Annotated in this window: 11 protein-coding genes; 5 read left to right on the top strand and 6 right to left on the bottom strand. The window is 59.3% G+C overall.

The window, feature by feature from the left end:
• Positions 1–11 precede the first annotated feature (11 nt).
• The 3 genes from SFLMC1_RS06365 (at position 12) to SFLMC1_RS06375 (ending at position 3814) form a co-directional block, all read left to right on the top strand.
• Positions 12–1172 (top strand): MFS transporter, encoded by a 1161-nt coding sequence (locus SFLMC1_RS06365; protein ID WP_152074804.1) that lies wholly within the window; start codon positions 12–14, stop codon positions 1170–1172.
• Positions 1173–1292: 120 nt separating this feature from the next.
• Complete coding sequence (locus SFLMC1_RS06370) at positions 1293–2471, top strand: acetate/propionate family kinase (protein ID WP_152074803.1); 1179 nt, start codon at positions 1293–1295, stop codon at positions 2469–2471.
• Positions 2472–2635: 164 nt separating this feature from the next.
• On the top strand, positions 2636–3814 hold the full coding sequence (locus SFLMC1_RS06375; protein ID WP_152074802.1) for an acetate/propionate family kinase: 1179 nt from the start codon (positions 2636–2638) through the stop codon (positions 3812–3814).
• Between the two features lie 550 nt (positions 3815–4364).
• On the opposite strand, the gene pta is transcribed toward SFLMC1_RS06375, so the two are convergent.
• Positions 4365–5345 (bottom strand): phosphate acetyltransferase, encoded by a 981-nt coding sequence (pta, locus tag SFLMC1_RS06380; RefSeq protein WP_152074801.1) that lies wholly within the window; start codon positions 5343–5345, stop codon positions 4365–4367.
• A gap of 231 nt (positions 5346–5576) precedes the next feature.
• On the opposite strand from pta, the gene glf reads away from it, so the two are divergent.
• Positions 5577–6779, top strand: coding sequence for a UDP-galactopyranose mutase (gene glf / locus SFLMC1_RS06385; RefSeq protein WP_152074800.1), 1203 nt, complete (start codon positions 5577–5579; stop codon positions 6777–6779).
• Complete coding sequence (locus tag SFLMC1_RS06390; protein ID WP_152074799.1) at positions 6772–7803, top strand: glycosyltransferase family 2 protein; 1032 nt, start codon at positions 6772–6774, stop codon at positions 7801–7803. Before glf ends, SFLMC1_RS06390 begins: the two co-directional genes overlap by 8 nt.
• A gap of 365 nt (positions 7804–8168) precedes the next feature.
• On the opposite strand, the gene SFLMC1_RS06395 is transcribed toward SFLMC1_RS06390, so the two are convergent.
• From SFLMC1_RS06395 to ppk1, 5 genes are all read right to left on the bottom strand, one after another.
• Positions 8169–9170 carry a P1 family peptidase gene (locus tag SFLMC1_RS06395; protein WP_152074798.1) on the bottom strand — a complete coding sequence of 334 codons (1002 nt, stop codon included), beginning with the start codon at positions 9168–9170 and terminating at the stop codon, positions 8169–8171.
• A 101-nt stretch (positions 9171–9271) separates the two neighbouring features.
• Positions 9272–9853, bottom strand: a complete 582-nt coding sequence (locus SFLMC1_RS06400) for a Maf family protein (RefSeq protein ID WP_152074797.1) — start codon at positions 9851–9853, stop codon at positions 9272–9274.
• A complete protein-coding gene (locus SFLMC1_RS06405; RefSeq protein ID WP_152074796.1) occupies positions 9850–10392 on the bottom strand; it encodes a DJ-1 family glyoxalase III in 543 nt (180 codons plus the stop codon). The genes SFLMC1_RS06400 and SFLMC1_RS06405 overlap by 4 nt, the downstream gene beginning before the upstream one ends.
• Before the next feature lie 179 nt (positions 10393–10571).
• Positions 10572–11900 (bottom strand): 23S rRNA (uracil(1939)-C(5))-methyltransferase RlmD, encoded by a 1329-nt coding sequence (rlmD, locus tag SFLMC1_RS06410; RefSeq protein WP_154063915.1) that lies wholly within the window; start codon positions 11898–11900, stop codon positions 10572–10574.
• 98 nt (positions 11901–11998) lie between these two features.
• Positions 11999–14566, bottom strand: coding sequence for a polyphosphate kinase 1 (gene ppk1 / locus SFLMC1_RS06415; protein WP_226814301.1), 2568 nt, complete (start codon positions 14564–14566; stop codon positions 11999–12001).
• Positions 14567–15119: the final 553 nt, after the last annotated feature.

Below are 15119 nucleotides of genomic sequence, written 5' to 3' on the forward strand. Positions count from 1 at the left end.
GAGGGTGGAGCATGAAAAACCGTACGGTTTTGCTTTATATGACGTTCGTTTTTCTGTCGAACTTCAGCACCATCTTGTATTTTCTGACGGTTTACCTTGAATTCGTTGGGCTTTCGATGGTAGCGATTTCTAGCATGATGATTGCCTACCAAGTGAGTAAGTTCATCCTTGAAGTTCCCACTGGCTATATTGCTGATAGGTTTGGACGAAAGACCAGCGGTCTCGTTGGCGTCGTGGGAATGCTTGGATATTACGCCGCCCTGCTTCTCGTCCGTTCTCCTCTGCTTTTAATCGGCGCGTTTGCTCTTAAAGGCTTTGCCGTTGCATGTGTGAGCGGATCCATAGAAGCGATTTACATTGACAGCGTCTCTCAGGACCAGCTCGTAAGGCTTAATGTCGTTGAGCGATTTGTTTTCTATGCCTCTTATGCCATCTCCGCTTGTGTGGGCGGTTTCATTTCGTCCGTCGGTGCATACCTCATTGGTCTTTCGGCAGATATCATCGCAATGGTGCTGACGTTGGTTGTCGTTGTCTGCATTCCTGAGATGCGAAGAGGGGGCATTGTGGCGACACCTGAGCGTGGGGTTAGCCCGAAGATGATCGGTGCTGCTATTGCGTGTAATGGCATTCTTCGGTCAGCGTTCATCATGGACTGTTCTCAGGCATTTGCCTTTGTCGCCCTGGAAGACTTTTTCTCACTGTTGCTTGCGGGTCGCGGCATGAATGCCGTCGCTTCGGGCGTGACCATTGCAATCCAGCTCCTTGTCTCCGCCTCCATAGGGTTTATTGTGCCCAGTGTGATTGCTCGTGTCGACAAGGGCCGTTTTGCGCGTATTTGCGGCATCATGCACTTAGCATTGACAGCTTTGTTTTTGATTCCCTTTACTCCGGTCTATTTGCTACCCGTGTTCTATGTGCTGCAGGAGGTCGCTTACTCGTTATTTGCTCCAATTAAATACTCAATTTTTCAAAATGCTGCCGATTCTTCGATGCGCTGTTCACTGATTTCGGTTCAAAGCCAGATGGTGGCGGTGGGTGCCATCCTTTTCTATCTGTTCAATGCTGCGTCGAGCAGCATCGCGGGCATTCGAGTCATATTGCTTGTTGCACTCGGGACCTCTTCTTTGGTGTATATCCCCGCGCTCTTTCGTCTTACCAGTCAAAGGACATGAGTATTCGGGCATCGATAACTTATATATCAACGCAATAAACCCGAGCGCGAGGGCGTTTGGGTTTATTATTGAAGCGTATGTAACCTGGCGGCGCCACACCGCCTGTTAGTAGGGAGACACATGAACGTTCTGGTCGTCAACGCGGGATCTTCGACCCTTAAGTATCAGGTCATCGATACCAAGTCCCACAAGGTGTCCGCAAAGGGCTCCTGCGAGCGCGTCTGCTTTACCGGCGGTACCTTCACCCACGCTGCCAACGGTTCCAAGAAGGTGACCGAGAACATCGAGTTCCCCGACCACAAGGTCGCCATCGAGGTCGTCCTGAAGGACCTCGAGGCCAACGGCGTCAAGATTGAGGGCATCGGCCACCGTATCGTTCAGGGCGGTTGGTACTTCGGCGATTCCTCCCTCGTCGATGCGGACGTTCTTGCCAAGATCCGCGAGGTCGCTCCGCTTGCCCCGCTGCACAACAACCCCGAGGCCAACGTTATCGAGTACTGCCTGGAGCAGTATCCCGACCTGCCCAACGTCACGGTCTACGACACCGCTTTCCACTTCAATATGCCCGAGGTCGCCAAGACCTACGCCCTGCCCAAGGACGTCTGCGACAAGCTGCACATCCGTAAGTACGGCGCCCACGGCACCAGCTACCGCTACATCTCCAAGAAGGTCGCCGAGATGACCAACGGCGAGGCCCGCAAGGTTGTCGTGTGCCATATCGGTTCCGGTGCTTCCCTGTGCGCCATCGAGGACGGCAAGTGCATGGACACCACCATGGGCTTGACGCCGCTCGACGGTGTCATGATGGGCACCCGCTGCGGCTCCATCGACCCTGCTACCGTGTGCTACCTGCAGCGCGAAGGCGGCTACACCTTCGACGAGGTCGACGAGATGATGAACAAGAAGTCCGGCCTTTTGGCCGTGACCGGCGGCAAGACCAACGACTGCCGCAATGTCGAGGAGCTCGCCGCTGCCGGCGACCCCGAGGCCCAGCTCGCCTTCGATATGTTCGTCTACAAGATTGCCGCCAAGGCCGCCGAGATGGCCACCTCCATGTGCGGCATGGACACCCTGGTCTTTACCGCCGGCATCGGCGAGCACGCTCCGGCCGTCCGCGCCGGCGTGGCCGATCGTCTGGCCTTTATGGGCGTCAAGATGGATCATGCCCGCAACGCTCTGCGTGGCGACGGCGCTTGGTGCCTGTCTGCCAAGGATTCCAAGGTCAAGATCTTCGTTATCCCCACGGACGAGGAGTTCATGATCGCTTCCGACGTCGAGCGCATCGTCAACGCCAAGTAATTGATGCAAGGGGAGGGGGCTGGATGGCCTTGTGCCGTTCAGCCCCCCCTTACGCTCTTTGGGCGAAGAGTTTGATAGATATTTATTGGATTCTGATAACTTCTTATTAAGGGTACGGCCACCTTATAGGTTTGCCGACCGTACTGTAATCACGAAGGAGTCTCATGAACGTACTTGTTGTCAACGCCGGCAGCTCGAGCCTTAAATATCAGCTTTTGGATACCGATACCCGCGAGGTTTTCGCCAAGGGCAACTGCGAGCGTATCGGCTCGGAGATGGGCATCTTTGGCCACTCCGAGAACGGTGGCGCCAAGCAGACCGAGGAGGTGCCCTTCCCCGATCATCGCTCTGCTATCGCTCGCGTGCTCGATGAGCTCGAGAAGACCGACTTTACGATTGATGGCATCGGCCACCGTATCGTTCAGGGTGGCTGGCACTTCGATGATTCCGCGGTCGTCGACGATGAGGTCATGGCTAAGATCCTTGAGGTGGCCCCGCTCGCCCCGCTGCACAACTACGGCGAGGCCGCGGCGATTGAGTATTGCCGCGAGAAGTATCCGGAGCTGCCCAACGTGGCCGTCTTCGACACCTCGTTCCACATGACCATGCCCGAGGTCGCCTACACCTACGCGCTGCCCAAGGACGTGTGCGACAAGTACCACGTGCGCAAGTACGGTGCGCACGGTACGAGCCACCGTTACGAGTGGATGACGGCCAAGGAGATCCTGGGCTCGCGCTGCCACCGCCTGCTCTCGTGCCATCTGGGCAACGGCGCCTCGCTTGCCGCTATCGAGGACGGCGTCTGCCGCGATACCACGATGGGCCTCACGCCGCTTGACGGTCTGATGATGGGAACCCGCTGCGGCTCCATCGATCCTGCTACCGTGTGCTACCTGCAGCGCGAGGGCGGCTACAGCTACCAGGAAGTCGACGACATGATGAACAAGCAGTCCGGTCTGCTTGCCATCTCGGGCATCTCCAACGATGCCCGTGACATTCGAACGCGCGCCTCCGAGGGTGACGAGCGCTGCCTGCTCGCCTTCGATATGTTCGCCTACAAGGCCATGCAGCAGGCCGGTTCCATGATTGCCTCCATGGCGGGCGTGGATACCATTACCTTTACCGCCGGCATCGGCGAGAATGACTGGTCGATCCGCAAGGCCTTCTGTGACTGCTTTGAGTGGCTGGGCGTGCGTATCGACAACAACAAGAACCGCGAAGCCGTGGGCAACGGCCCGCAGGTCATCAGCGCGGCCGGTTCCGCCGTCACGGTCATGGTCATCCCCACCGACGAGGAATACATGATCGCCCACGACGTCGAGCGTCTAACCAAGAACAACTAACGCACCCATTTGCGTGTAAACGAAAGGCCTCCAGAGCAACAGCTCCGGAGGCCTTTTTTCTGGCAGGTGGACGGTGGAAACTCCATCCCATTTTGATCGCAAATTCTGGGACACGCTTTCCGGTTGAGGCGCGTTGCGGAAAGTGCAACCCACAATAGAGCAAAATTCCGTCCCGCAGTTTCCCAAACAGCCCCCAAGCGGAAGCTACATCCCACAATCCGCCTCCAAACCGGGACTCACTTTCCGGTGGGCCAGACATCAGACCGCAGCCACCATTTCGGTCCCAAAGTGATCACCGCCAGCAACGCCCGCGCTCCCAACAACGGCATCCAATCATTCAGATCCTCAACCCCAGCTCGTAGCCAAGCCGCCGTCCACCCCAGATGCCCTGATTGCCACGTGGCGGCAGGGACCCTACAGGGTAAACCTCTGAAAACATTCCGCAGGACGCATGAAGCCCCCGCCGCACGTAGTGCGCAGCGGGGGCTTCATGCATGTCCGAGGACGTTTTCAGAGGTTTACCCTGTAGGGTCCCGAGGGGATACGTCCGCTACTCAGCCATCTGAGCCTGGACGGCGGTGATGGCCACGACACCCACGATGTCGTCGGCAGAGCAGCCGCGTGACAGGTCGTTAACCGGCTTGGCGATGCCCTGCAGGATGGGGCCGTAAGCGTCGGCGCCGGCGAAGCGCTGGACCAGCTTGTAGCCGATGTTGCCTGCCTCGAGGTCGGGGAACACGAGCACGTTGGCCTTACCGGCGACGGAGGAGCCGGGGGCCTTGAGCTGGGCGACGGTGGGGACGATAGCGGCATCGAGCTGCAGGTCGCCATCGATGGCGAGCTCGGGAGCCTTCTCCTTGCAGAACTTCACGGCCTCCTGGACCTTCTTGGCGACCTCGCCACCGGCGGAGCCCATGGTGGAGTAGGAGAGCATGGCAACGTGCGGCTCAACGTTGCCCATGAAGGTGGACCAGGAGTGAGCCGAAGCGATGGCGATCTCGGAGAGCTCGTCAGAGGACGGGTTGATGTTGAGGCCGCAGTCGGCGAAGATCAGCGTGCCGTCGGTACCGAACTGCGGGGTGTCGGTGCACATCACGAAGAAGGCCGAGACCAGCTTGGTGCCCGGGGCGGTCTTGAGGATCTGAAGCGCAGGGCGCAGGGTGTCGGCAGTGGAGTGGCAGGCGCCGGAGACCAGGCCGTCGGCGTCGCCCATCTTGACCATCATGGTGCCAAAGTAGGTGGCGTCCATCACCTGGGCGCGAGCCTGCTCGATGGTGACGCCCTTCTTGGCGCGGAGCTCGGCAAACTTCTGCGCGTACTCCTCGTGCTTCTCGGAATTGCGCGGGTCGATGACGGTGGCGCCGGGAACGTCGATCTCGTCGGGGTGGCCAAGGATGACGATCTTTGCCAGACCCTCCTCGATGATCTTGGTGGCCGCGACGATGGTGCGCGGGTCCTCGCCCTCGGGCAGGACGATCGTCTTAAGGTCGGCCTTGGCGGCAGACTTCATACGGTTTAGGAAATCGCTCATGTTACTCCTTACAAGCGTTTCGCTAAGCTCCAGGCGCCCGGCTGCACACGAATAAACCCGCTGCTAGCGGGTTTACCTTTCAATAATGTACGCCGTGGTGCTTGAGCTTTCCTTGTGTGGCAAGCTCATTATAGGACGCATTAGCGCTATAATCGCTCTGATAAATATGTCTCGAAGAATGTTCGAGAAAAGCCCAGCTAACGAGCCCGTGGCTTTTGACAAGGAGTATCGATGCAGATTACCTCAGGCCTGCCTGAAGGCTTTAATGCCGGTGCGTACGACATGATCGTCGTCGGCGCCGGTTATGCCGGTGCCGTTTGCGCCCGCCGTCTTGCCGAAACCATCGGCTATCGTGTTGCCGTTTTGGAGCGCCGTAGCCACATTGCGGGCAACGCCTACGACTGCACTGATGAGGCGGGAATCCTGGTCCACGAGTATGGTCCGCATATCTATCATACCTTTAACGAGCGCGTGCATAACTTCCTGTCGCGCTTTACCAAGTGGACGGACTACCAGCACAAGGTGCTCGCCAACATCAACGGTACCCTTATGCCCGTGCCCTTTAACCATGCGAGCCTTAAGCTTGCCTTTGGCGATGAGCGCGGCGAGGAACTGTATCAGAAGCTCGTGGAGACCTTTGGCAAGGACGTCAAGGTGCCCATTATGGAGCTGCGCAAGAAGAATGACCCGGATCTTGCCGAGGTCGCCGATTACGTCTACGAGAACGTCTTCTTGCATTACACCATGAAGCAGTGGGGTCAGACGCCCGACCAGATCGATTCCTCGATCACCGGCCGCGTTCCCGTCTTTGTGGGCGATGACGATCGCTACTTCCCGCAGGCTCCTTTTCAGGGCATGCCGCAGTGCGGCTATACCGCGCTGTTCGAGCATATGCTCGATCACGATCTGATCGACGTATTCTGTGACGTAGACGCCCGTGACCTCTTTGAAATCGACGAGACAACCGTCAAGATCGACGGCAAGGTCTATGGCGGCGAGATCGTCTATACCGGTCCACTCGACGAGCTGTTCAACCTCGACCTGGGCGCGCTGCCGTACCGCACGCTCGATATGAAGTTCGAGACGCTCGATATGGATCAGTTCCAGCCCGTGGGCACCGTCAACTACACCACGAGCGAGGACTATACGCGCATCACCGAGTTCAAGAACATGACCGGTCAGGTTTTGCCCGGCAAGACCACCATCATGAAGGAGTACTCCAAGGCCTATACGCCCGGCTCGGGCGAGACGCCGTACTACGCTATCCTGGAGCCCGAGAACCGTGAACTCTACGAGCGCTATCTTGAGCGCGTCCAGAACCTGACGAACTTCCACCCGGTGGGTCGTCTGGCCGAGTATCGTTACTACGATATGGACGCCGTGACCAATTCCGCCCTCGATCTTTCGGATGAGATTATCGCCTGCCATGCATAAAGTCATAACATTCGGTATTCCCTCGTATAACGCCGCCAAGGACATGGACCATTGCATCACCTCCATCTTGAAGGGGAGCAATTACGCCACCGATATCGAGATCATCATCGTCGATGACGGCTCCAAGGACGAGACGGCCGCCAAGGCCGACGAGTGGGAGACCCGTTATCCTGGAATCATCCGCGCGGTGCACCAGGAGAATGGCGGCCACGGTATCGCCGTCCTCTCGGGCCTGCGCGAGGCGCATGGTACGTACTACAAGGTCGTTGACTCGGACGACTGGCTCGACGGTGCGGCGCTTTCGACCATGCTGTCGATTCTGCGTGGCTTTGAGGAGCGCGACCAGCGCGTCGACCTGTTTATCTCGAACTACGTGTACGAGAAGGTTTATGAGGGCACGCATACCGCTATTGGCTACAAGTTTGCCCTGCCGCGCAAAAAGATTTTCTCTTGGGACCAGATCGGACACTTCCGTCCCGATCAGAACCTGCTCATGCACAGCCTGTGCTATCGCACCGATGTGCTGCGCGAGTCCAATCTGCCTATGCCGGCACACACGTTCTACGTGGATAATATCTACGCATACGTGCCGCTGCCGCGCTGCAAGACCATGTACTACGCCGACATCGACCTCTATCGCTACTTTATCGGTCGCGAGGGCCAGAGCGTCAATGAGGCCACGATGGTCAAGCGCCTGGGTCAGCAGTTCCGCGTAACGCGTATCATGATGGAATCGTTCCACCTGTACCAGGACGTTGAGTCCTCGCGTCTGCGTTCGTACATGATGGGCTACTTCACCATGATGATGGCGATTTGCTCGGTGCTCACCAAGCTTTCTGAGGAAGATTGTGCCGATGAGCGCCTGAAGACGCTGTGGAAGGACCTGAAGGCATACGACGAGCGCATGTATCGTCGCGCTCGCTACGGCGTGATCGGATTCTTTACCAACCTGCGTGGACGGGCCGGAGACAAAACCACACTCGGCCTATACCATCTTGCCTCAAAGATCTTCAAATTCAACTAGCACAGAAGCGCTCGGGTAACGGGGACCCCTGGTCCTTAACTTGCTACTTCGAACAGTCCTGCGCAAGACGGAGGCGCCACTGGCGCCTCCTTTGCGTGCGGAACTCGTATCAAGTTAAGGACCAGGGGTCCTCTGCTATGTCTCGCTTTATGTCAGCAAGTTGAATTTGATGATCTTCGACGCGCGGTACACAGGGGCCTGGGCTGAAAAGATTTTGGTTGGTAGTCGGCCGGAGGCGGGCGGGCGTTACGTTTGTCGCGAGTTCCGCATGCAAAGAAGGCCACTTAATGTGGCCTTCGTCTTGCATAGGACTGTAGAGCAGCAAACGTAACGCCCGCCCGCCTCCGACCGACGGTCGAGTGAGATTACTTCGCGGCGCCGGGAACACCGTGGGAGGTTTTGGCGTTTTTTGCTCCGTTGACGATGGCGGTCTGTAGGGCCCTTACGGCGAGCATACCCAGCAGGTCCAGGGGCACGGCGGCGCTTGTCTGAGTGTCTAGTTTGCCGCTGGCGAGGGTGTAGATGGTGTCGCCGTCGTTGGTGGTGTGTGTGGGGCGGATGGTGTGCGCATAGGCGTCTGCTGCCATCTGGGAGACCTTGGTGGCCTGAGCCTTGGTGAGCTCCACGTTGGTGACGATGCAGCTGATGGTGGTGTTGGTGCGGTCGAGCGGCATTTGCATGGAGCCGGCGGCGGCAAAGGCTGCGAGCTCCATGTCGACGATCTGGTCGCTATCTGCTGCAGCGCGCATACCAGCGACCCATTCGCCGGTGAAGGGGTCGACGACATTGCCGCAGGCGTTGACCGAGACCACGGCACCCACCTTAACAGGGCCGAGTGCCACGGCGGCAGCGCCAAGGCCGGCCTTCATGCAGGTGGCGGGGCCCATGAGCTTGCCCACGGTGGCACCGGTGCCGGCGCCTACATTGCCCTGCTCGAGCGTGGTGGGGGTGTTGTCGAGCGCCTCGCGCACGGCGGAGATGCCAGCCTCAATGTCGGGGCGTACGGTGGCGTCGCCAAAGGCGAGGTCGAAGATGCAGCTGGAGCACACGATGGGCACCTGCGTGGGGCCGACGGGAAGGCCGATGCCGCGGCTCTCGAGCTCGCGGGCGACGCCGCTTGCGGCCTCCAGACCAAAGGCCGATCCACCCGAAAGGCAGACGGCGTGGACCTTGTCCACGGTGTTCTCGGGACGCAGCAGGTCGGTCTCGCGCGATGCCGGGGCACCGCCGCGAACGTCAACACCGCCGGTGGCGCCCTCGGGTGCCACGATTACGGTGCAACCGGTGCCGGCCTCCTCGTCCGTATAGTTGCCAAAGCAAAAGCCATCGACATCGCAAACGTCAATGGCCTCAAGCAGTGTATCCATGTTTTACTCCTATCGGTTTTCCGCCGGGCCTTATGCCCGGTCGGGATCCGTACGGTACGCCGAAATTGTAGGCGCTGGGGGATACCCAGCGCCAGATGCAATTATGATAGTTTTTGAATCGCGCGCGCGACGCGAGCGATGGGCAGGCCCACCACGTTGTAGAAGTCGCCCGAAATATCATGTACGAGCATGCGCCCGCCGACACCCTGGATGCCGTAGGCGCCGGCTTTGTCCATGGGCTCGCCTGAGGCGACGTAGCGCTCAATCTGCTCGTCGGTGAGCTCATAGAACGTCACGTCGGTCACATCGACAAACGACAGGCTCTCGGCGGCGTGCGGGGCTGTGGCGTCTCCGGCTCTAACGATGCAGACGCCGGTTGCGACCTGGTGTGTGCGCCCCGAGAGCTCGTGGAGCATGGTGCGGGCTTCATCCTCGCTTGCCGGCTTACCCAAAATCTTGCCATCGAAGGTGACGATGGTGTCGGCCGCGATGGTCAGCTCATTGGGCTCGGCGTGCTCGGCGGCAACGGCGGCAGCCTTAGTGCGAGCTAAGCGCTCGACAAGCGTAAGCGGGGCCTCGTCATCAAAAGGAGTCTCGTCGATGTCAGCGGGAATGACGCGGATGTCGTAGCCCGCTTCGCGCATCAACTCGATGCGGCGCGGTGATTGCGAAGCCAAAATCATAGCTGAATGCCCTCGGCAACCTTCTCGACAGCCTTGTCGCCGGCGAGCGTACGCAGCAGCTCAAGCGCAAAGGGGAGCGACTGGGCCATGCCGCTGGCGGTGATGATGTTGCCGTCGTGCGTGACCTTGTCGCCGGTATAGGCGCCCTCGGGGAAGCTCTTCTCAAAGCCGGGGAAGCACGTGGCGTGGCGCCCCTTGAGCAGGTCAAGCTCGCCCAGGATAAACGGGGCGGCGCAGATGGCGGCAACATGCTTGGTCGCGGCGAACTCGCAGACTACGTCGCAGACGCGCTGGTCGGCGCGCAGGTTGGTGGCACCGGGCAGACCGCCGGGCAGCACGATGCAGTCATACTCGTCAAAGTTGATCTCGTCAAAGAGTGCGTCGCAAGTTACGGGAATCTGCAGCGAGCTTACGACCTCGCGCGTGGGCATGATCGAGACGAGCGTGGCGCGCACGCCACCGCGACGCATGACATCGACCATGGTCAGGCATTCAATCGTTTCAAAGCCATCGGCGGCAAGAACGGCAACGCTGGGCATAAGGGTTCCTTTCATAGGCGGCATACAATTAGCCGTCTTATACCCCGAAGACCGCCGCTTGCCACGCTCGATCTCCCATTGTTTAAAAAGGGGCGGGGATAAAATAATCAATCGGTACAAATTTGATTATTTTATCCCCGTCCTAGAAAAATCATCGGGCGTGGTCTTGGGCAAACAGTCTAGTTGCGCTTGAGGTGGACGACGGTTTCGCAGTGGAAGGTTTGCGGGAATAGGTCGACCGGCGTGATCTTGACGGGGGAGAAGGTGCCCTCCTCGACAAAGCGCTTGAGGTCGCGGGCCAGAGTCGCCGGGTCGCAGCTCACGTAGGCGACATCGCGGGCACTCGTGCTCGCGATGAGGTCGACGGCCTCGGGCGCCAATCCTGCGCGCGGCGGATCGACTACCAGGACATCGGCGTCCTGATCGGGGAACTCGCGCACCGCGTCGCCGCCGATGACGTCGACGTTATCGATCTTGTTGATCTCCAGGTTACGGCGTAGATCGCGCACGGCCGGGCCGTAGGCCTCGACGGCGGCGACATAATCGCAGCGGCGGGCGAGCGGAAGGGTAAAGGGTCCGGCGCCGCAGTACAGGTCCACGGCTAGCTCGTCTTGCTGCGGATTGAGTGCGTCCATAACGAGCTCAATCAAAATCTCGGCGCCCTTGGTGTTGACCTGGAAAAAAGACGGGGCAGACAAGCGCATCTGACCCTCGGCGATATTCTCGGTCCATGAGCCCTCTCCGGCGAGCATTTCGACCTTGGAGACACGGCGGGCCTTCTTTTCGCCCTTGCTCATCACGCGCACGATGCTCGTGGGATGAACGGCGTCCGCCAGCACGCGGGAGACCTGCGAGCGCGGAAAAGAGCCTGTGGGCGTCCAGAGTGCGACTTCGAGTGCCTTGGTGCGGCGCGATGCGCGAATGCCCACGCGCTCCAGGCCCAAGTCATGGCTGCCGCTTAGATAGTTGAGTGCGCCGACGACCGATTTGAGCGCCTTCGGGAAGCGCTTGTCGAACAGCGGGCACGTATCGACGGTCACGATTTTGCTGGGGTCGACACCGTGCATGCCAAGGCGCACGCGACCGTTGACGACAGTCGGTTCGAGCTCGATTTTATTGCGGTAGCCCCAGTCGTCCTTGGTGTGGCAGATGGGCTGTACCAACTCATCTGCCTGCTCAGGAGCGAACTTGCCGATGCGCTCGAGTGTGGAGCGCAGGTTTTGCTCTTTGGCGGCGAGCTGTGCCGTGCGCGAGAGATTGCCCCACGAGCAGCCGCCGCAGATGCCCACGAAGGGGCAGGGAGGCTGAATGCGATCGGGGCTTGGCTCCAGAATCTCGGTGGTGCGGGCGCGCATGAACGACTTGTCGTCCTGTACGACCTCGGCCTCGACGGTGTCGCCTGCCACGGCACCCTGCACAAAGACGGCCTTGCCGTTGTCGGCGTGCGCCAGCCCGTCGGTGCCGTAGGTCATCGATTCTATAGTGAGCTTCATATTCCTGCCTGTCATTCGCGTTGTTGTTCGCACCATGGTAGCAGGGAAAAGCGCCCCGCATCCGAGGCTTTCCTCAAATACGGGGCGCTTCTACAAACCGCTTCAACAAACGACTATTTCGTCTTGCCGGTAATGAGCGTCTTAAGACCCAGACCGATCAGGCCCAGGCCCATGCGCACGCGACCGGGGCGATGGCGCTCGATGGCCTTAGTCTTGCCGGCGGGCTTATCGCGACGGGCGCTCGTCTCGGGTGCGGGCTTGGTGACCTGCGGCTCGGGCTGAGGTGCAGGCTCGGGCTCAATGACGGTCGCCTGGACCTTCTGAACCTCGGGTGTGGCCGGCTGCGGCTCAGGAGCAGGGGCGGGCTTTGCCTCGGCGGCGGGCTTCGGAGTTGCGGTAGCGGCCTCGGTCGCTTTCTCCACGCCGTCCTCTGCGGCCGCCTCGGGCTCATTCACCGGGGGAGCAGCAACCGCTTCCGGTTTGGCAACTGCCCCATGTTCAACCTCGGCCTGAATAGCTTTTTCGACCATACGCTCCTTCTCCTGTGCGCGCTGCTGCGCGGCGGCCTCGGCGTTGCGATAGGCACGCTCCAGCAGGGCTTCCTGCGAGTTGAAGGGTTTCTCGCCCTCTGCACGCTCCACGGGGACCCAGGTGCCGTCGCTCGTGAGGCTGCGGGCTTTCACGTTGTCGCGCAGCTGCATGCCCATGTACTCGTGCACCATGGCGCGGCAGGTGGGGTCGAGCACGGGGAAGGCGATCTCCACGCGGTGCTCGGTGTTGCGCGTCATCATGTCGGCCGAGCTCAGATAGATCATGTCCGAGTCCACGCCAAAGGCGTAAACGCGCGCATGCTCCAAAAAGCGTCCGACGATAGAACGGACATGTACGTTCTCGGTCTTGCCCGGAACGCCGGGCTTGAGGCACGAGATGCCGCGGATGATCATGTCCACACGGACTCCTGCACACGATGCCTCGGCGATTTTGTCGATGACCTCGCGGTCAGTGAGCGAGTTGAGCTTAAAGAACACACGGGCGGGCTCGCCAGCGAGGGCGCGCTGGATCTCGCGATCCAGGCCGCGCATGATGAGCGGCTTCAGGCCGACCGGCGCCACGCCCAGGAATCGGTAATCGCCGCGAAGGTTGCCCAGCGACAGGTTGCGGAAGAACAAGTTGGCGTCCTCGCCGATGCCGGGATGGGCGGTCATGAGCATAAAGTCGCTGTAGAGCTTGGCCGTCTTCTCGTTAAAGTTGCCGGTGCCCAACAGCGTGAGGCGGGTGAGCGCCATACCCTCACGATAGGTGAGCTGGCAGATCTTTGAGTGGCATTTAAAGCCCTCGGAGCCATAGATAACGGTGCAGCCCGCTTCTTCCAGGCGCTCGGCCCACTCGATGTTGTTCTGCTCGTCGAAGCGCGCGCGGAGCTCCATGAGCACCGTGACCTCTTTGCCGTTCTCGGCGGCATCGATCAGCGACTCGCACAGGCGGCTCTGCTTGGCCACGCGGTAGAGCGTGATGCGCAACGAGATGCACTCGGGGTCATAGGCGGCCTCGTGCACCAGGTCCAAGAACGGATTCATGGCCTCATAGGGATAAAAGAGCAGCTTGTCGTGCTGCAGCACCTGCTCGCGGATGGAGCGGGTCATGTCGATGTTGGGGTTGGGCTGCGGCTTAAACGGCGTAAAGAGCAGCTCGTTGCGCAGATGCTCGGGAATCTTGCCCTCAATGCCAAAGACGTAGCCTAGGTCGAGCGGAATATCGCAGGTAAAGACAGAGCGGCGCGAAAGCTCGAGCGCCTTGCGGATGGTCTTGAGCGTCGCCTTCTCGAGCGACCCCGAGACTGCGAGCACGACCGGCTGCAGACGCAGGCGCTTCTTGAGAATGCGCTTCATGTGCTGGCGGTAGTCCTCTTCCTCTTCGACGCCCTCGCCGTCCGGATCGATGTCGGCGTTGCGGGTGACGCGGATGAGCGCGCGATCCAGCGGCTTATAAGAGCCAAAGCAGCTATCCAGGCAGGCGAGGATGACGTCCTCGAGCAAGATGTAGGAGTAGGTGCCGGTGGGCGAGGGGATCTCGACCACGCGGTTCATCGAGGCGGGAATCTCGATCAGGCCCAGCAGGCTCTCCTCGTCGGTGACGCCGTCCAGGCCGCAAGCCAGGTAGAGCGCACCGTTGCGCAGGTTGGGGAAGGGGTGGCGCGGGTCGATCACCAACGGCGAGATGACCGGCGACACGTAGGCCTGAAAGTAACGGGCTACAAAGGTGCGCTCCTCGGGCGTAAGCGAATCGATGCGGGCGCGGTGAACGCCCAGGGTGTCGAGCTTGCCCTCGATGCTCTTGAAGATGGACTCCCATCGGGTAAGGAGCCCAGGCATTTCGGCCATGACAGCATCGACCTGTTCGGAGGCGGTCATATTGCTCTTGTTGTCGACAGGCTGTATTTTGAGCTCTGCCAGATCGGACAGGCCGCCCACGCGCACCATGAGAAATTCGTCGAGGTTAGACTCGAAAATCGACACGAACTTTAGACGCTCGAACAGCGGAACGGTCTCATCGAAAGCTTCGTCGAGCACGCGGTTGTCAAAGCGCAGCCAGCTGAGCTCTCGGTTTTGCGTGTACGAGAAGTCCCGCGGCGGTTTGCGCAGCTTTGCGGCGGCTTGCTTCTTTTCGATTTTGCTCGGCATATGCATCTGTCCGTTCAGTCCCCACAGGGGACGGTAGCCTAACACTATTCACTATTGTCTCAATTTAGTCGACCTATGGCACGGACGTATCGCGTGAACGGTATCTTTACCTATTTCTTACGCTGACAAGCCATAGAGCTGACGCCCGTCGCGTTGTGAAAAACGGTCTATATCCTCACTCAACAGGTGAGCATATGTGAATAAGAATGATAGGTAGCTGAATATCATCGAAGACAGACAGTAACACGAACAAGCGTCATTTATATACATAAAAGCGTTGTAGATATGCAATTATTAATCGAAAGATTGGAGTTGTCATTGCGAATGATTTTTGAGAAAAAAGAGCGTTTACCTTAGAAAATCTACTTTAGAACGCCGAAGTACATCATGGGGGAATCACATGTGATATACCGTTCATCGTACTTTGTTGACCGTTCGGGGGCGATGTGGAATTGCGAGTGGAATTTGGATATAACTAGAGCTGTCAGCAAGCAGTGCCCGTTACGGAGGGGCGCTGAGAGATTCGGCCAGTAAGGCCCGAAAGAAAGGTAGG

It is taken from the genome of Collinsella aerofaciens (assembly GCF_901212495.1).
Taxonomy (GTDB): Bacteria; Actinomycetota; Coriobacteriia; order Coriobacteriales; family Coriobacteriaceae; genus Collinsella; species Collinsella aerofaciens_H.